Genomic DNA, 17,103 nt, shown 5'->3' on the forward strand with positions numbered 1-17,103 from the left:
ACGTCGGTCGCGACACGGTGCGCGCGGGCGCGCGACGCCCTAGCCTGTGCGACGTGCCTGCCCTGACGACGACCTGCCTCCCGTGCTGCCGGGGGCGTGCATGAGGCTGACGATCGTCGGGTGCTCCGGGTCCTTCCCAGGGCCGGACTCGCCCGCGAGCTGCTACCTCCTCGAGGCTCGTCACGACGACGGGACCGGCGAGCGGACCTGGCGCGTCCTGGTCGACCTCGGCTCCGGCGCGCTCGGCGCGCTCCAGCGCCACGTCGACCCGCTGACGATCGACGCGGTGCTGCTGAGCCACCTGCACGCCGACCACTGCCTGGACCTGTGCGGCTACTACGTGATGCGCCGCTACCACCCCGACGGCGCGCAGCCGCGGATCCCGGTGTGGGGCCCCGCCGACACCGCGGACCGGATGGCGCGGGCCTACGACCTGCCCCAGGAGCCCGGCATGCGCGAGGAGTTCGACTTCCGCGTCTGGGACGGCCCGGTCGACGTCGGCCCCTTCCACGTCGAGCCGGTCCCGGTGGACCACCCGATCCCGGCGTACGGCCTGCGCGTCAGCGCCGACGGTGCGGTGCTGGCCTACACCGGCGACACCGGCCCCTGCCCGGGGCTCGAGGACCTGGCCCGCGACGCCGACCTGCTGCTCGCCGAGGCCTCCTTCGTGTCCGGGGTCGAGAACCCGCCCGCGCTGCACCTGACCGGCACCGACTGCGGGGAGGTCGCGCGGCTGGCCGGGGCCCGGCGCCTGGTGCTCACCCACATCCCGCCGTGGCACACCCCGGACGTGGCGCTCGCCGAGGCGCAGGGCGAGTACGACGGCCCCGTCGAGCTGGCCCGCCCCGGCGCGGCGTACGACCTGCACGGCTGAGGGGCGCCCGCGGGTCCTGCTCAGGCGGGGCCGGCGTCGTGCACGCAGATCGCGATCTGCACCCGGTTGGTGACCTCGAGCTTGTCGAAGAGCCGTGACACGTGCGCCTTGACCGTCGGCACCGACAGGTGCAGCGTCCGGGCCACCTCGGCGTTGCTGAGACCGCGCCCCACCGCGAGGGCGACGTCGAGCTCGCGCTCGGTGAGCCGGTCCAGGCGCGCCCGGGCCCGCCCGGCCCGGTCGTCGGGCACGTCGGCGCGGAAGCGCTCGATGAGGGTGCGGGTCACCGAGGGCGACAGCATCGGGTCCCCGGCGGCGACCCGGCGGATGGCGGTGAGGATCTCGGCCGGGGCGGTGTCCTTGAGCAGGAAGCCGTCCGCACCCGCCGACAGCGCGGCGAGCACGTGCTCGTCGGCGTCGAAGGTGGTCAGCACGATCACGCGCGGGCCCTCCTCGGCCATCAGCTCACGGGTCGCGTCGAGGCCGTTGAGGTGCGGCATCCGGATGTCCATCAGCACGACGTCGGGGCGCAGCCGCCGGGCCAGGTCGACCCCGGCGCGCCCGTCGCCGGCCTCGCCCACCACGACGACGTCGTCCTGCCCGCCCAGCATCAGCCCCAGCGCGGAGCGCACCAGCGGGTCGTCGTCGACCACGAGCAGGCGGGTCGGGGGCGGGCTCACCGGGCCCACGGTATCCACCCGCGCAGGACGAATGTCGCACCCTCGCGACCGTGGCTCAGGTGGCCGCCGCGCAGCTCGGCGCGCTCGCGCAGCCCGACCAGCCCGACGCCGGCACCGGGGGTCGCGCTCGTCCCGAAGCCCACGGGGTTGCTCAGGCAGGCAGTGACGCCCGCCTCGGGCGACCCGGACAGCGCGACGGTGACAGTGGAGCCCGGCGCGTGCTTGCGCGCGTTGGTGAGCCCCTCCTGCACGATCCGGTAGAGCGTGCGGCCCACGGCCTCGGGCACCGGCTCCCGGTCCGCCAGGCGGTCGTCGAGGTCGACGGTGAGCCCCGCCAGCCGGGCCTCGGCGACGAGCGCGGGCAGGTCGTCGTACGTCGGCTGCGGGGAGTCGAGGACCTCCCCGCGCAGCACGCCGAGCACGCCGCGCAGGTCGCTCAGCGCCTCGTGCGCCCGCTCGCGGATCGCCCCGGCACCCGCGCGCATCTCCTCGGCGCTGAGGTCCTCGCGGAAGCTCAGCGCGCCGGCGTGCATGGAGATCTGCGAGATCCGGTGTGCCAGCACGTCGTGCATCTCCCGGGCGATCCGGGCCCGCTCGGCGTCGCGGGCGCCGGTGACGCGCAGCTCCTGCTCGGCCTCGGCCCGCTCCGCGCGCTGGCGCAGGCTCCAGACGAGCTCACGTCGCGAGCCGATGTACATGCCCCAGGCGCACATGCCCGACACGAGGGCCGCGTTGAGAGCGAGGTCGATGGGCCAGGGGTCCCGGGGATCGAGCGGCTGGACCTGGTTCCACGTCATTCCGGCGGCGATCCCGAGAACCGCGACGGGGACGATCTCGTTCCACCGGCGTCGGGTGGCCAGCGACACCGTGGCGAGCAGGGCCGGCCCCGTCGCGAGCGAGAACACCGTGGAGAGCAGGGCGGTCGCGACCGCGACCGCGAGCGGCCAGCGGCGCCGGCACGCGGCCAGCGCGAAGGCGGGGAGCGCCATCGCCAGCTCGACGGTCCGCATCGCGTCGGACTGTCGCTCGGCGACCAGCGTCCAGAGCATCAGGCTGACCGTCAGTGCCAGCAGGACCCGCCAGGTGCGGCCCCACCCGCTGAGCGGGGGAGGGGGCGGTGCCGGCTCGTCCACGCGGAACAGGCTAGGCGTCCGCACGGCCCCGCGGCAGCCGTCCCCGGTCGCAGGCACCCCCTACTTAGGTCACCGTCCGCCAGCCGCGCGTCCCGTGCGCGGCAGGGACGGGCTCTGGAAGGGTGGGCGCATGATCACAGTCGAAGGACTCACCAGGACATACGGCGCGTTCACCGCCGTCGACGACGTGAGCTTCGTCTGCCAGCCAGGACGGGTCACCGGGTTCCTCGGTCCCAACGGTGCCGGCAAGACGACCGCGATGCGCATGATGGTCGGGCTCACCGCCCCCACCCGGGGCCGGGCCACGATCGGTGGACACCGCTACGCCGACATCCCCAACCCCGGGCGCCACGTCGGCGTCCTGCTCGACGCCTCCGCGCAGCACGCCGGCCGCACCGGCCGCGAGGTCCTCACGATCGGCGCGAAGACGATGGGCCTGCCCGCCTCGCGCGTCGACGAGATGCTCGCGCTGGTCTCGCTCAGCGACGCGGAGTCCAAGCGCCGCCTGCGCAACTACTCCCTCGGCATGCGCCAGCGCCTCGGCATCGCGCACGCGCTGCTCGGCGACCCCGAGGTGCTGATCCTCGACGAGCCGGCCAACGGCCTCGACCCCGCCGGCATCCGCTGGATGCGCGGCCTGCTGCGCGGGTACGCCGAGCGCGGCGGCACCGTGCTGCTCTCCAGCCACCTGCTGCACGAGGTCGAGCAGATCGCCGACGAGCTGATCCTCATCGGCCGCGGCAAGATCGTGGCCCAGGGCGACCGCGAGACGCTGCTGGCCGACGCCGGCCCCGCGAGCAGCCTGGTCACCGCGCTCGACAACGACGCGCTGGCCGCCGCGCTGCGCGCCCAGGGCATCCAGGTGAGCGCGTCCGGGACCGGACTGCGCGTCGCTGCCTCCCCGGAGACCGTGGGCCGCACGGCGCTCGACGCCCGCGTCGTGCTCACCGACCTCCGCACCGGCCAGGCCGGCCTGGAGGACCTCTTCCTCGAGCTCACCGCCGACACCCAGCGCGAGGGCCACCCCGCCGCCGCGACCCAGCAAGGAGCCTCCGCATGAGCACCCCCGACCTGACCGCGACGGCGCCGCCGCGCACCATCGACATCTCCGGCACCGCTCGGGTCCCCTTCACCCGGCTGGTCGCGGTGGAGTGGCGCAAGATGCTGGACACCCGGGGCGGGTTCTGGCTGATGGCGATCACCGGGCTGCTCCTCGCCGGCACCATCGCCCTCGTGCTGCTCGTCGTGGCCCTCGCGGACGACGCGCGGGTGAGCGCCAACGACCTCTCCCAGATCCTCTCCATCCCGCTCTCGGTGCTGCTGCCGGTCTTCCCGATCCTCGTGGTGACCAGCGAGTGGAGCCAGCGCACCGGCCTGGTCACCTTCAGCCTCGAGCCGCACCGGCTGCGGGTGCTGCTGGCCAAGCTCAGCGCCGTGGTGCTGCTCGCGCTGGCCACGATGGTGCTCGCGGTCGTGCTCGGCGCGATCACCAACCCGGTCGGTGCCGCGATCGGCGGCTACGACGTGCGGTGGAACCTCGAGGCCGGCACCCTCGTGATGACGGTGATCAGCCAGCTGTTGTACTTCCTGATGGCCTTCGGCCTGGCGATGCTGATGCTGAGCACCCCGGCGGCGATCGCGGTCTTCTACGTCGTCGCGATCATGCTGCCGTTCATGGTCTACTCCATCCTCTACGCCGTGTTCGACTGGGCGCAGTCGCTGATCCCGTGGATCGACCTGAGCTTCGCCTTCACGCCGTTCCTGGACGGCTTCGACGGGGTCGACGGCCTCGACGTCGCCCGGCTGCTGGTCGCGGTCGCCATCTGGATCGTGGCCCCGATGGTGCTGGGCGCCCGGCGGGTGCTGACCTCCGAGCCCAAGTAGGCCCCAGCAGGCCGACGGCGCGACCGTCGGCGCCGGGTCGTAGCCTTCGGGCCATGACACGTGCCGACGGTCGCGCCGACGACGAGCTCCGCCCCATCACCATCACCCGCAACTGGCTCGACCACGCCGCGGGCTCCGTCCTCGTGGAGTTCGGTCGCACCAAGGTGCTCTGCGCCGCCTCCGCCTCCGAGGGCGTGCCGCGCTGGCGCAAGGGCTCCGGCCTCGGCTGGGTCACCGCCGAGTACGCCATGCTCCCCGCCTCCACCAACACCCGCTCGGACCGCGAGTCGGTCAAGGGCCGCATCGGCGGGCGCACCCACGAGATCAGCCGCCTGATCGGCCGCTCGCTGCGCGCCGTCATCGACTACCAGGCGCTGGGGGAGAACACCATCCAGCTCGACTGCGACGTCCTCCAGGCCGACGGCGGCACCCGCACCGCCGCGATCACCGGCGCCTACGTCGCCCTCGCCGACGCGGTCGCGCACCTGCGCTCCACCGGCGCGATCAAGGGCGAGCCGCTGACCGGCTCGGTCGCCGCCGTCAGCGTCGGCATCATCGACGGCGTGCCGCGCCTGGACCTTCCCTACGAGGAGGACGTGCGCGCCGAGACCGACATGAACATCGTGATGACCGGCACCGGCTCCTTCATCGAGGTGCAGGGCACCGCCGAGGCCGCGCCGTTCGACCGCGCCGAGCTCGACGCGCTCCTCGCCCTCGGCGAGAAGGGCTGCGCCGACCTGACCCGCATGCAGATCGAGGCGCTCGCGCGATGACCCGCGTCTTCCTGGCCTCGCGCAACGCCAAGAAGCTCCAGGAGATGGAGCGGATCCTCGGCGAGCACGTGCCGGGCGCGGTCGTGGTCGGGCTCGACGACGTCGCGCCGTACGACGAGCCGGTCGAGGACCAGCCGACCTTCGCCGGCAACGCGCTGCTCAAGGCGCGGGCCGGTTTCGAGGTCACCGGGCTGCCCTCGATCGCCGACGACAGCGGTCTGTGCGTCGACGCGCTGAACGGCATGCCGGGCGTGCTCTCCGCGCGCTGGAGCGGCCCGCCGAAGTCGGATGAGCGCAACAACGAGCTGCTGCTCGCCCAGCTGGCCGACGTCCCCGACGAGCGGCGCACGGCGCACTTCGCGTGCGCGGTCGCGGTCGTGCACGCCGGCGGCGAGCTCGTCGTCGAGGGGCGCATGGACGGGCGGGTGATCCGCGAGACCCGGGGGACCGGCGGCTTCGGCTACGACGTGCTCTTCGAGGCCGACGACCGGCCCGGGCTCACCACCGCCGAGCTGGACCGCGCCGAGAAGGACGCGATCTCCCACCGCGGGCGCGCGCTCAGGGAGCTGGCACCTCGGCTCGCGGCTCTGCTCGCACCCGGCGACTGACCAGCGCGCCCCAGGCTGCGGCGAGCACGAACATGAAGACCGAGTAGACGGCTGCCGGGATCGACATCTCGGTGGAGTCGAGCACCTCGACAGCCACGTAGATCGCCAGCGTGGCGTTGTGGACGCCGATCTCCATCGACGACGCGATCGCCTGGTCCTCCCGCACGCCCGCGGCGCGCGGGACGACGTACCCGACGACCAGGCTCAGCGCGCAGAACAGGCCGGCGGCCAGGCCGACGTCGGCGAGGTAGTCCCCGACCTCCTCGCGCTGGTCGAGCAGGATCCCGAGCACCAGCACCGCCAGCACGACCGCCGAGCCGATCCGGACCGGCCGGTCGGCGCGCTCGGCGAGCGCCGGCCGGGCCGCCCGGACCGCCATCCCGAGCGCGACCGGGAGCAGGACCACCGCGAAGACCTCCACGACCTTGGTGAACTGCAGGCTGACCGTGTCGCCCTGGTCGTAGTGGGCGATCGCGAGGTTGGTGATCAGCGGCAGCGTGCCGATCGCCAGCACCGAGTTGATCGCGGTGAGGCTGACGTTGAGGGCGACGTCGCCGCGGAACAGGTGGCTGTAGAGGTTCGCGCTGGTGCCGCCGGGCGAGGCGGCCAGCAGCATCATGCCGATCGCCAGCAGCGGCGGCAGGTCGAAGGCGGTGACCAGGCCGAAGCACAGGACCGGGAGCAGCACCAGCTGGCAGCCCAGCGCGACCACCACCGCGCGCGGGTGCCGTGCCACCCGGCGGAAGTCCTCGGGGGTGAGGGAGAGGCCCAGGCCGAGCATGATGATGCCGAGCGCGATCGGCAGGCCGACGGTGGTGAGCGCGGAGTCCATGGCGGGACTGTAGTGACCCGCGTCACTTCGTGGGCCCGGATCGCGCGGTCCCGGCTCCGGGGTGCGACCGGCCCGCCCGGTACCGTCGGCAGGTGACCCCGCCCTCGGCCCGCTCCTCCTTCCGGATCCGACGTCCCCTCGCCCGCGCGCTGCTGCGCCTGGCCCGCTGGCGCACGGTCGGCACCGTCCCCGAGCGCGGTGTGCTGGTCGGCGCCCCGCACACGTCCAACTGGGACTGGGTGCTCACCATGCTCCTGGCCTGGGACAACAACGTGAACATCCACCTGCTGGTCAAGAAGGAGCTCTTCGTCGGCCCGCTCGGCTGGTTCCTCAAGGCCTCGGGTGCGGTGAAGCTGGACCGCGCCGACCCCGGCGCCACCATCCGCGAGCTGATCGAGCAGGCGAGCGCCTCCGACGAGCCGTTCCTGCTCGGGATCGCCGCCGAGGGCACCCGCGACCGCGGGGAGTACTGGAAGTCCGGCTTCTACCGGATCTCCCAGCGCACCGGCCTGCCGGTCACGCTGGCCTTCCTCGACGTGCCGACCCGCACCGTCGGCTGGGGCCCCACCTTCCAGCCCTCCGGCGACGTCCGCGCCGACATGGACCGGGTCCGGGAGTTCTACGCCGACAAGCGCGGCTTCCGCCCCGACGACTTCACCCCGCCTCGCCTGCGCGAGGAGGAGCGCTGACCGGCTGATCGCCGGCCTCGGTGCGCTCGGAGAGACTCGAACTCTCACTGGCCAGGACCTAAACCTGGTGCCTCTGCCAATTGGGCTACGAGCGCGCTGCCGCGCCGAGTCTAGGCAGGGCGCCGCCCGCGTGGAGCGGCGCCCGGCCCCCCGGCGTACGGCGGGGGTCAGGCCTCGTTGAGGGCCAGGTCGCGCTTGAGCTTCGCGACGTGGCCGGTGGCCTTGACGTTGTACTGGGCGAGGAAGACCTTGCCGTCCTCGTCCACCACGATCGTGGAGCGGATGACGCCCTCGACGACCTTGCCGTAGAGCTTCTTCTCGCCGAACGCGCCGTAGTCCTTCATCACCTGCTTGTCCGGGTCGGAGAGCAGCGTGATCGACAGCCCGTCCTTCTCGCGGAACTTCGCGAGCTTCTCGGGCTTGTCCGGGGAGATGCCCAGGACGTCGAACCCGGCGCCGCGCAGCGCCTCGAGGGAGTCGGTGAAGTCGCAGGCCTGCTTGGTGCAGCCCGGCGTCATCGCGGCGGGGTAGAAGTACACGATCACCTTGCGGCCCAGGTAGTCCGAGAGGGCCACCTGCTTCCCGGTGTCGTCGGCGAGGGTGAACTCGGGGGCGGTGTCGCCGGGGGACAGGCGGGTGCTCTCGCTCACGGGGGTCTCCTCGATGCTCGAAATCTGCTATTGCGACAAATGTGCAACAGCGTAAAGTGGGCGGACAGGGCAGGACGCCCGGTCGCCAAACTAGCGGCACCCCCTGCAAGCACCTGGAGCGAGTCCATGCACGTGCCCGACGCCTTCCTCGACGCTCCCACCTCGATCGCCACCGGTGTCGTGGCCGCCGGCGCTGTCGCCCTCGCGCTGCGCCGCGCCCGCACCGAGCTCGACGACCGGACCGCGCCGATGGCCGGGCTCGTGGCCGCGTTCGTGTTCGCGGCCCAGATGATCAACTTCCCGGTGGGCGCCGGGACCAGCGGCCACCTGATGGGCGGCGCGCTGGCGGCGGTCCTGGTCGGACCATGGACGGCCGTCCTCTGCCTCGCGGTGGTGCTCCTGGTCCAGGGCCTCTTCATGGCCGACGGCGGCGTCACCGCGCTCGGCACCAACATCGTCCTGATCGGCGTGGTCACGACCGCGGTCGGATGGCTGGTCTTCCGCGGCCTGCGCGCCGTGCTCCCGCGGCGCCTCGGCGTCGTCGCTCCGGCCGCCGCGGTCGCCGCGCTGGTCTCGGTGCCGGCGGCCGCCGTGGTCTTCACCGCCCTCTTCGCGGTGGGCGGCACCGTCCCGGTGGAGAACGGCGACGTGCTCGCCGCGATGGTCGGCTGGCACGTCCTGATCGGGATCGGCGAGGCCGTGGTCACCGGCCTCGTGGTCGGCGCGGTCGTGAAGGTCCGCCCGGACCTCGTCCACGGCGCCCGCGACCTGATCGCCGAGCGCACCCTGGAGATCCGCACGACGGGGACCTCCGCATGAGGACCCGCCGCTTCTACGTCGTCGCCCTGCTGGTCGCGCTGCTCGTCGCCGGGGTCGGGAGCTACTACGCCAGCGCCCACCCCGACGGACTGGAGTACGTCGCGGAGAAGACCGGGTTCCTGCACGCGGCCGAGGACTCCGCCGCCTCCGACAGCCCGCTGGCCGACTACCAGGTCGTCGGGGTCGACGACGCCCGCCTCAGAGGCGGGCTGGCCGGGGTGCTCGGCGTACTGCTGGTGCTCCTGATCGCCGGTGGCCTGGCCTGGGCGGTGCGACGGCGCGGGCGGCCGGACGAGGCGGAGCGGTCCGCGGACGAGCCGGTCGAGGACCCGGCGAAGCGGCGGTGAGCGGGGGCCACGCGCACCTGCTGCACCACCACGGGCACAGCCCCGTGCACCACGCACCCGCGCACCTCAAGCTCGTCGCGCTGCTGGCCTTCGTCCTGCTCGTGGTCGCCACCCCGCGGGAGTGGTACGCCGTGTTCGCGGGCTGGGCGGTGCTGCTCGTGGCGGTCATCGCCTTCGCGCGGGTGCCGCTGCGCCACCTGGTGCCGCGGATGGTCATCGAGGTGCCGTTCGCGGTCTTCGCGGTGCTCGTGCCGTTCATCGCCACCGGCCCGCGCACCGAGGTGCTCGGCGTGAGCGTCTCCGAGCCGGGCCTGGTCGCCGCGGGCGCCCTGCTCATCAAGGGCACCCTCGGGGTGCTGGCGTCCCTGACGCTGGCCGCGACCACCGAGCCGACCGAGATCCTGGTCGGGCTGCGCCGGCTGCGGATGCCGGAGCTGCTCGTGCAGATCATGGGCTTCATGGTGCGCTACCTGGAGGTGGTGACCGGCGAGATGGCGCGGATGCTGACCGCCATGCGCTCGCGCGGCTGCCAGCCGCGCTCGCCGCGCCACTGGCCGGCGCTGGCCCGCTCACTCGGCGCGCTGTTCATCCGCTCCTACGAGCGCGGCGAGCGGGTCCACCTCGCGATGGTCTCGCGCGGCTACACCGGTAGCCTCCCGGACATGAGCGGGATCGCGGCAGGAGCGCCGGACGCCCGGCACGAGCGGCCGTGACGACCCCGGTCCTCGACGTGCAAGGCCTCGCCTACGCCTACCCCGACGGCCGGCAGGCGCTCTACGGCGTCGACCTGCACGTGCACCGCGGGGAGCGGGTGGCGCTGCTCGGGCCCAACGGCGCCGGCAAGACCACGCTGGTGCTGCACCTCAACGGCATCCTCACCGCCGGTGCCGGGTCGGTCAGCATCAGCGGGCTGCCGGTGGTGAAGAAGAACCTGGCCGAGATCCGGCGCCGGGTCGGGGTGGTCTTCCAGGACCCCGACGACCAGCTGTTCATGGCCACCGTCGGCCAGGACGTCGCGTTCGGCCCCGCCAACATGGGCATCCGCGGCCCCGAGCTCCGGCACCGGGTGCTGGCCGCGCTCGAGATGGTCGGGATGGCCGAGCACGTCGACCGCGCGCCGCACCACCTCTCCTTCGGCCAGCGACGCCGCGTCGCGCTGGCCACGGTGCTGGTGATGGAGCCCGAGATCCTGGTGCTCGACGAGCCGTCGTCCAACCTCGACCCGGCCTCGCGTCGCGAGCTCGCCGACATCCTGCGCTCCCTCGACGTGACCGTCCTGATGGTCACCCACGACCTGCCCTACGCCCTCGAGCTGTGCCCGCGTGCGGTGGTGCTCCACGACGGGGTCGTGGTGGCCGACGGCGCGACGTACGACGTGCTGCTCGACGAGGAGCTGATGCGCGCGAACCGTCTGGAGCTGCCCTTCGGTTTCGACCCGCGCACCACGCGGGCCGCGCCCGACGCGGATTGATAGCCTCCCCTAGTCCAGCACCGTCGGGGTCCACCCGGCCGAATCCCAGGAGCAGGCCCGTGAGCAACGCCAACGACACCTCGGCCCTCGAGCGCGAGATCGAGGAGACCCGCGAGCGGCTCGCCGGCACCATCGACCAGCTGCTGTACCGCTCCAGCCCGAAGACCATCGCCAACCGCGAGATCGCCTCGCTGAAGGCGCACTTCGTCGACCCCGCCACGGGCGAGCCGCGCACCGACAACATCCTCAAGGTCGTCGGCGGCGTGGTCGGCGCGATCGCCCTGATCGTCGTGATCCGCAAGGCCGTCGGCTGATCGTCGTGAGCGAGCGCACGCCGATCAAGATGCTCCACGACCGCATCCTCGTCGAGGTCGACGGGGAGGCGGGGGAGCGGCGGTCCTCCGGCGGGATCGTGATCCCCGCGACCGCCGCCATGGGCGCGCGACGGCTGAGCTGGGCCAAGGTCATCGGGACCGGCCCGACCGCGCGCGCCGTACAGCCCGGGGACCGGGTGCTCTTCGACCTCGAGGACAAGGCCGAGGTCGAGGTCTCCGGCGAGGTGTACGTCGTCATGCGCGAGCGCGACGTCCACGCGGTCGCCGCGGACCGGATCGCCGACGAGTCGACCGGCCTCTACCTCTGACCCACCCGCTCTCGTTGAATCGAGAGTTCTGACCGGTTGAGTCGGTACGTCGGACGCCATTGGCGCCGACTCGGCGCGCCATTGGCGCCGACTCGCGCGGGCACCCGGCGTGGGTTACGGGGCGACCTGGACGACGACCTTGCCCTGGTTGCGGCCGCCCATCAGGCGGGCGAAGGCCTCGGGGGCCTGCTCGAGGCCGACGTAGCGGTCCTCGAGGAGGCGGACCCGGCCGTCGGCGATGAGGCTGCCGAGACGGCTGGCCTGCTCGGCGACGAGGTCGTGGTGGTCGTAGACGACCATCCCGCGCACCTCCGCGCGGGCGGTCATCACCGCGCCGGCGCGGACGGTCGTGGGGGTGCCGCCGTTGTACTGGTCCATCAGGCCGCACAGCGAGACCCGCGCGCCGAGCGCGAGCTGCTCCATCACCACGTCGAGGGTGGCCTGGTCGCCCATGTGCAGGTAGGCGTCGACGCCGTCCGGGCAGGCCTTGCGCAGCTCCTCGGCCCAGCCGTCGCGTCCGCGGACCACGGCCTCGGCGTACCCGAGCTGCTCCACCGCGATCGCGGCCTTCTCGTCGGTGCCGACGATCGCGACCGCGCGGGCGCCAGCCACGGTGGCCAGCTGCCCGGCGACGGCGCCGACGCCGCCGGTGGCTGAGGAGACGACCACGGTGTCGCCGACGCGCGGCACCAGGTGCCGCACGTGCGCGGCGTACGCCGTGAGGCCGGGCATGCCGAGCGCGCCGAGGGCGGCGCTGGCCGGGACGCCCGGGCGCCGGGGGACGGGCGTCACCGCGGCGGCGGGCAGGACCGCGGTCTCGCGCCAGCCGGTCTCGGCGAGCACCAGGGTGCCGACCGGGACGGAGTCGTCCGCGGACGCGGTCACGGTGGCGATCGAGCGGCCGGGCACCACGTCCCCGGGTCCCACGGGTGCGTCGCCGAGGTGACGACCGCCCAGCGTGGAGCGGATGTAGGGGTCGAGGGACAGGACCTCGACGGCCACGGTGACCTGGCCCGCGGTCATCTCCGGCACGGCGACGGTGGTGACGGCGAAGTCCTCGGCGCAGGGGACCCCGTCAGGGACCCGGGCGAGGGTGACGGCGCGGGCGGAGGTGGTGGCCATGTCGTGCTCCTGGGGCTGGTCGGGGTGGCTGGGACCGAGTCTCGCACAGCGATATATGATCTACGAGCGCCCGTTGCGGGACGTGGAACATGGTTACACTCCCAGCCGTGCCGGACACCTTCCTCTTCGGGCCCCTGATCTCCACCGACGACATCGCCGCCCACCAGCGCGTCTTCGGCGTGGCCTTCGACCTCGTCGAGGCGGGCCGCTCGCAGGTCCCGGGCGCCGACGCGCAGGCCCTCTTCGGCTCCGGCGTCGACATCGCGAACCTGGTCTCCCTGCAGACCGAGGGCGTGCCGGCCGGCGTGGTCCTCGCCGACTTCGGGCCGCGCTCCGCCGAGACGGTGCGCGACCCCGACACCTGGATCCACCGCGACGTCCTGCGCGTGGTCGACTTCCACGCCCCGGACTTCCCTGCGGCGGTGGCGCACGCCCGCGCCTCCGGGTGCGAGGTCGAGGGCTCCGAGGCGGAGTACGAGGGCGAGGACGCGGGGTTCCGCGAGGCCCACCTGCGCCTGCCCGACCACGTCGTCGCGGCGGTGCTGGGCGCTCCGGCGGACTTCTTCGCCGACTTCGTCCAGGTGTCGGACCGCCGGGTGAGCGAGGTCGTGAGCATCTCGCTGCCGCTCAGCGACGCCACCGAGACCCTGGACTTCCTCGCCCGGGTGCTCGGCTGGGACGTGGTCTACGAGCTCACCTTCCGCGACGCCTCGTTCAGCGAGCTGCTCGGCACCGACGAGGAGCTCACGGTGCGGGCCCGGATGGTCGGCCCGGCGCGCAACCAGCCGTACCTGAACCTCGTCGACTACGGGCTGCCCGCCACTGCTGCGGCCAGCCTGCGCGGGCGTGCGGTCGCGCCGCGCCGCGGCCTGCTCGGCGCGGTGCTGGGCACCTCCGACCTCGACGCCGTGCGTGCGGCCGCCGGCGCCGCGGCCGGCCCCGTCGTACCGCTGGGGCTGGCGCCCTTCGGGGAGACCCGGGCCTGCGTGCTCGACCTGCCCCCGGGCGTCCCGCTCCTGGTCCTCGAGGCCCGCTGACGGCACCTGCGAGCTTCGCAGGACGGGCGAGGCGCGTGGCGCCCGGCAATGTGCGCGTAACCATGGCAACGTCCGTGTAACACCGTTCCGCCACAGTGGGCGTGAGGGCGGCCGGCGGTTCCCGCCGTGCCCGCGGAGCTCAGGGGGACGTCCCGGTGGTCGGCCCCTTGACCATGTGGTCCACACCACCTACCTTTGCCTCATTCCGCACAAAGAAAAGTCGTTTCGACTAGCGGAACGCATGGGACGTCATCGGGGACGGGCCGGTGCCTTCAGGCTTGAGAAGCAGAATGGAGCCCACATGAAGTTCAATCGGCGCAGCCCGCAGGCCGCAGGCCGCCAGGTCGGCCGTCTCCGGCTCGGCACCGCCGCCGTCGCCGCTCTCGGCCTCGGTGTGCTCACCGCCTGCGGTGGCGGCTCGGGCACCTCCGACAGCGCTCCGGAGAGCACGACCATCAAGGACCTGGTCGTCGACGTCCTGTCCGAGCCCGACTCGCTGGACCCCTTCTACCGCAACACCGCCGAGACCCAGCGCTACTACCGCCTGGTCTACAGCAGCCTGCTGCAGTGGAACGAGGACGGCACCCTGGAGCCCGACCTCGCCGCCGAGATGCCCGAGGTCAGCAAGGACGGGCTCACCTGGACCGTCACCCTGCGCGAGGGCGTCACCTTCCACGACGGCTCCCCCCTGACCGCCTCGGACGTGGTCCACACGATCGAGGAGGCCCAGGACCCGCAGAACGGCGCGGTCTGGCTGGCCGGCATGAGCTACGTGAAGTCGGCCGCCGCGCAGGGCGACGACACGGTGGTGCTCACGCTCAGCCAGCCGTACGCCTACCTGGACGGCAAGCTGGCGATGCTGCCGATCATCTCCGACGAGGACGACTACAAGCCCAACGCGACGTACGCCACCACCGGCAACGGCAGCGGTCCGTACGCCCTGTCCTCGCTCAAGCGCGGCGACTCGCTGGTCCTCGAGCGCAACGAGGACTACTACGGCGAGCCGATGAAGTTCGAGACCATCACCTTCAAGGTGGTCCCCGAGGACGCCTCGCGCATCGCGCGGCTCACCAACGGCGACTCCCACATCGTGCCCGACCTCCCGACCGAGCAGGTCGACCTGGTCACCGAGCGCGGCGCCAACGCGGTCACCGTCGAGTCCAACGTCTCGCGGCTCTTCGCCTACCCCTCGATGAAGGCCGACCGGCCGACGTCCAACGCCGACTTCCGCCTCGCGATCGCCTATGCGGCGGACCGTCAGCGCATCGTCGACCAGGTCTACGGCGGCGCCGGTCGCCCGAACAGCACCTACCTGACCTACGGCACCCTCCACCACGACGAGGACCTCGGTCTCGCCTTCGGCGCGGAGCCGGACCTGGACAAGGCCAAGGAGCACCTGGCCGCCTCGGGGGTCAAGCTGGACCGCAAGCTCAGCATCATCGCCGTCAACGACCCGCAGGTGACCAGCGCCGCCACGATCCTGCAGTCCAACCTCAAGGACCTCGGGATCGAGTCCAGCGTCGAGTCCCAGGACGTCGCGGGCTTCTACGCCAACCTGGTCTCGGGCGAGTACGACCTGATCCTGTTCGACGCCCCGGCGTCGACCTCGACCGGTTTCTCGCCCGACTACGTCAACGGCGGGCTGAACTCCCAGGCGGCGAACAACTTCGCGAAGTTCGCGGACGACGAGATGGACGAGCTCCTCGAGGTCGCGCTGACGGCGCAGACCAAGGAGGAGCAGGCCGAGGCGTGGCGCGCGGTGCAGCAGCGCGACATCGAGACCCAGGGCAACATCCAGCTCGTGGTCTCGCAGATCAGCCAGGCGTGGTCCAAGCAGCTGGTCGGCTACGAGCCGTCCGCGCTGCTCTGGCTCAACACCCTGCGCAACGTGAAGTAGTCCCGCGAAGACACGGGGAAACGGCGCCGGTCCGGGTGGCAGCACCCGGGCCGGCGCCGCCGTGCGTCCCCGCCTCGGGGCCCGCTCAGGCGGCGAGCAGCCGGCGGCGCAACCAGACGCCGAGGACCACCAGCACCAGGGCCGAGAGCAGGAATGCGACCAGCTCGCCGTTCTCGGTGACGCCGGCCGAGACGGCGACCTGCCCGGCGGAGGCGAGGGTGGCGATGCCCAGCACCGTGCCGATCTGGCGCATCAGCGCGACCGAGGCCATCGCGGGGGCGCTCTGATGGCCCTGTGCTGCGTCCAGCAGTGCACTGGTGTCGAGGGAGTACAGGACGCCGCACCCGACGCCGATGAGCACCAGCGGCACGACCAGTGCGCCGACCGGCAGGTCGCCCCCGAGCGCCAGTGCCAGGTACGCCGCGGCCAGGACCAGCAGGCTCCCGCCCATCAGCGTGGGGGAGGAGAGGAACGGGCGCAGCACGTTGACCAGCACGCCGGCGATCGGCATGCCTGCGTTCGCGACCAGCAGCAGCAGGCCCGCGGTGGTGACGCTGAGCCCGCGGGTGTCCTGCAGGTGCATCGACAACAAGAACGCCGCCCCGTTGATGACGGCGTTGTAGCCCAGGCAGGCGATCAGGACCGCGCGGATGCGCGGGGAGGCGAAGAGCTCGAGGTCGAGCACCGGCCGCTCCGCGCGGCGCTCCACCCGCACGAAGACCCCGACCAGCACCGCGGTGCCGGCGTACGCCGCGAGCAGCGGGACGGCGCCGGCGGTCCCACGGCCGGTCGCGATCAGCGCCCAGGACAGCAGCGCGAGCGTCGCGCACGCCGTCGCCAGCCCGGCCAGGTCGAGGCGCCCCGCCTCGCGCCGCGCGGTGTTGTCCAGGCGCCCGGTCACCAGGACGGCGAGCAACGCGACCGGGACGACCGCGGCGAACGTCGCGCGCCATCCGTAGGCCTCGGCCAGGGTGCCGCCGAGGAGCGGGCCGAGGAGCAGTCCGGTGGAGCTGGCCATCATCCAGTGGCTGACGCTGCGCGCCCGGTGGGCCAGGTCGACGTTGCCGCCGAGCAGGGTGGGGCCGTTGGGCAGCACCAGCGCCGCGCCCACGCCCTGGACGACGCGCGCCGCGAGCAGCACCGCGAGGTTCGGGGCGAGCGCGGCGGTCGCGGCGCCGGCGGCGAACACCAGCAGTCCGGCCCGCAGCGTGCTCCGGGCGCCGAAGCGCTCGCCGAGCAGCCCGCTGACCGGCATCGTGCTCGCGGCGACCAGCGGGAAGATCGCGGTCAGCCACTGCAGGCCGCTGATCCCGGAGCCGAGGTCGGCGCCGATGGTCGGCGCGGCGACCACCAGCGAGGTCTGGTCGAACATCACGCAGCCCATGCCGATCGCGCACATCAGCGCCACCAGGAGCGGCGGGCGCTGCCGGCTCGTCGCCGGGATGCCGGTCGGGCGGGGGACGGCAGTGCTCACGAGATCTCCGGTTCCTCGAGCGACGGGCGGCCTGGATCCGAGCGTCGAGGGGTGGGCAGCCGTTGACGGCGCCGGCCTCTCTGATTACGCTCAGTGAAACGATGTTTCCGTTAGTGGAACATAGAAACGGTCTGATCCGCTACGGACGATCGGCCGTCGAGAGAGGAAGA

General features: G+C 73.0%; 20 protein-coding genes and 1 tRNA gene. 14 read left to right on the forward strand and 7 right to left on the reverse strand.

What is annotated here, in order from left to right; genetic code table 11:
- Window positions 1-100 precede the first annotated feature (100 nt).
- A complete protein-coding gene (locus HOQ23_RS12470) occupies window positions 101-874 on the forward strand; it encodes an MBL fold metallo-hydrolase (protein WP_172214939.1) in 774 nt (257 codons plus the stop codon).
- 20 nt (window positions 875-894) lie between these two features.
- Here HOQ23_RS12470 and HOQ23_RS12475 read toward each other — a convergent pair whose 3' ends face one another.
- Together HOQ23_RS12475 and HOQ23_RS12480 are read right to left on the reverse strand one after the other, a co-directional pair.
- Window positions 895-1,554 (reverse strand): response regulator transcription factor, encoded by a 660-nt coding sequence (locus tag HOQ23_RS12475; protein WP_172214940.1) that lies wholly within the window; start codon window positions 1,552-1,554, stop codon window positions 895-897.
- A complete protein-coding gene (locus tag HOQ23_RS12480) occupies window positions 1,551-2,687 on the reverse strand; it encodes a sensor histidine kinase (RefSeq protein ID WP_367650483.1) in 1,137 nt (378 codons plus the stop codon). Before HOQ23_RS12480 ends, HOQ23_RS12475 begins: the two co-directional genes overlap by 4 nt.
- A 130-nt stretch (window positions 2,688-2,817) precedes the next feature.
- Here HOQ23_RS12480 and HOQ23_RS12485 point away from each other — a divergent pair, with 130 nt between their 5' ends.
- Genes HOQ23_RS12485 through rdgB form a run of 4 tightly spaced genes read left to right on the forward strand, consistent with a single transcriptional unit; the run spans window position 2,818 to window position 5,952 of the window.
- Window positions 2,818-3,747: an ABC transporter ATP-binding protein gene (locus HOQ23_RS12485; RefSeq protein ID WP_172214941.1), complete on the forward strand. Its 930-nt coding sequence runs from the start codon at window positions 2,818-2,820 to the stop codon at window positions 3,745-3,747.
- A complete protein-coding gene (locus tag HOQ23_RS12490) occupies window positions 3,744-4,571 on the forward strand; it encodes an ABC transporter permease (RefSeq protein ID WP_172214942.1) in 828 nt (275 codons plus the stop codon). Before HOQ23_RS12485 ends, HOQ23_RS12490 begins: the two co-directional genes overlap by 4 nt.
- A 53-nt stretch (window positions 4,572-4,624) precedes the next feature.
- Window positions 4,625-5,344 (forward strand): ribonuclease PH, encoded by a 720-nt coding sequence (rph, locus tag HOQ23_RS12495; RefSeq protein ID WP_172214943.1) that lies wholly within the window; start codon window positions 4,625-4,627, stop codon window positions 5,342-5,344.
- A complete protein-coding gene (gene rdgB / locus HOQ23_RS12500; RefSeq protein ID WP_172214944.1) occupies window positions 5,341-5,952 on the forward strand; it encodes an RdgB/HAM1 family non-canonical purine NTP pyrophosphatase in 612 nt (203 codons plus the stop codon). Before rph ends, rdgB begins: the two co-directional genes overlap by 4 nt.
- On the opposite strand, the gene HOQ23_RS12505 is transcribed toward rdgB, so the two are convergent.
- Complete coding sequence (locus tag HOQ23_RS12505) at window positions 5,903-6,784, reverse strand: bile acid:sodium symporter family protein (protein WP_172214945.1); 882 nt, start codon at window positions 6,782-6,784, stop codon at window positions 5,903-5,905. The two genes, rdgB and HOQ23_RS12505, sit on opposite strands and share 50 nt — an antisense overlap.
- Window positions 6,785-6,876: 92 nt before the next feature.
- On the opposite strand from HOQ23_RS12505, the gene HOQ23_RS12510 reads away from it, so the two are divergent.
- Entirely contained in the window at window positions 6,877-7,473 is a 597-nt protein-coding gene (locus HOQ23_RS12510; protein ID WP_367650484.1) for a 1-acyl-sn-glycerol-3-phosphate acyltransferase, read from the forward strand.
- Between the two features lie 21 nt (window positions 7,474-7,494).
- On the opposite strand, the gene HOQ23_RS12515 is transcribed toward HOQ23_RS12510, so the two are convergent.
- Window positions 7,495-7,568, reverse strand: a tRNA-Leu gene (locus tag HOQ23_RS12515).
- A 72-nt stretch (window positions 7,569-7,640) separates the two neighbouring features.
- On the reverse strand, window positions 7,641-8,123 hold the full coding sequence (gene bcp, locus HOQ23_RS12520) for a thioredoxin-dependent thiol peroxidase (protein WP_172214946.1): 483 nt from the start codon (window positions 8,121-8,123) through the stop codon (window positions 7,641-7,643).
- A gap of 126 nt (window positions 8,124-8,249) precedes the next feature.
- On the opposite strand from bcp, the gene HOQ23_RS12525 reads away from it, so the two are divergent.
- The 6 genes from HOQ23_RS12525 to HOQ23_RS12550 are packed head-to-tail and all read left to right on the forward strand — an operon-like array spanning window position 8,250 to window position 11,403.
- A complete protein-coding gene (locus HOQ23_RS12525) occupies window positions 8,250-8,942 on the forward strand; it encodes an energy-coupling factor ABC transporter permease (RefSeq protein ID WP_172214947.1) in 693 nt (230 codons plus the stop codon).
- Complete coding sequence (locus tag HOQ23_RS12530) at window positions 8,939-9,289, forward strand: PDGLE domain-containing protein (protein ID WP_172214948.1); 351 nt, start codon at window positions 8,939-8,941, stop codon at window positions 9,287-9,289. The genes HOQ23_RS12525 and HOQ23_RS12530 overlap by 4 nt, the downstream gene beginning before the upstream one ends.
- Window positions 9,286-10,002, forward strand: a complete 717-nt coding sequence (gene cbiQ, locus HOQ23_RS12535) for a cobalt ECF transporter T component CbiQ (RefSeq protein WP_172214949.1) — start codon at window positions 9,286-9,288, stop codon at window positions 10,000-10,002. Before HOQ23_RS12530 ends, cbiQ begins: the two co-directional genes overlap by 4 nt.
- Window positions 9,999-10,760, forward strand: a complete 762-nt coding sequence (locus HOQ23_RS12540) for an ABC transporter ATP-binding protein (protein WP_172214950.1) — start codon at window positions 9,999-10,001, stop codon at window positions 10,758-10,760. Before cbiQ ends, HOQ23_RS12540 begins: the two co-directional genes overlap by 4 nt.
- Window positions 10,761-10,819: 59 nt before the next feature.
- Window positions 10,820-11,074 carry a DUF3618 domain-containing protein gene (locus HOQ23_RS12545; RefSeq protein WP_172214951.1) on the forward strand — a complete coding sequence of 85 codons (255 nt, stop codon included), beginning with the start codon at window positions 10,820-10,822 and terminating at the stop codon, window positions 11,072-11,074.
- A 29-nt stretch (window positions 11,075-11,103) separates the two neighbouring features.
- Entirely contained in the window at window positions 11,104-11,403 is a 300-nt protein-coding gene (locus HOQ23_RS12550) for a co-chaperone GroES (protein ID WP_172215126.1), read from the forward strand.
- A 114-nt stretch (window positions 11,404-11,517) separates the two neighbouring features.
- Here HOQ23_RS12550 and HOQ23_RS12555 read toward each other — a convergent pair whose 3' ends face one another.
- Window positions 11,518-12,525, reverse strand: a complete 1,008-nt coding sequence (locus tag HOQ23_RS12555; RefSeq protein WP_172214952.1) for an NADP-dependent oxidoreductase — start codon at window positions 12,523-12,525, stop codon at window positions 11,518-11,520.
- A gap of 107 nt (window positions 12,526-12,632) precedes the next feature.
- On the opposite strand from HOQ23_RS12555, the gene HOQ23_RS12560 reads away from it, so the two are divergent.
- On the forward strand, window positions 12,633-13,562 hold the full coding sequence (locus HOQ23_RS12560; RefSeq protein WP_172214953.1) for a hypothetical protein: 930 nt from the start codon (window positions 12,633-12,635) through the stop codon (window positions 13,560-13,562).
- A 301-nt stretch (window positions 13,563-13,863) separates the two neighbouring features.
- Window positions 13,864-15,459, forward strand: a complete 1,596-nt coding sequence (locus HOQ23_RS12565) for an ABC transporter substrate-binding protein (protein WP_172214954.1) — start codon at window positions 13,864-13,866, stop codon at window positions 15,457-15,459.
- A gap of 85 nt (window positions 15,460-15,544) precedes the next feature.
- On the opposite strand, the gene HOQ23_RS12570 is transcribed toward HOQ23_RS12565, so the two are convergent.
- A complete protein-coding gene (locus HOQ23_RS12570) occupies window positions 15,545-16,933 on the reverse strand; it encodes an MFS transporter (protein WP_172214955.1) in 1,389 nt (462 codons plus the stop codon).
- Window positions 16,934-17,103: the final 170 nt, after the last annotated feature.

It is taken from the genome of Nocardioides sp. zg-DK7169, assembly GCF_013155365.1.
Lineage (GTDB): Bacteria > Actinomycetota > Actinomycetes > Propionibacteriales > Nocardioidaceae > Nocardioides.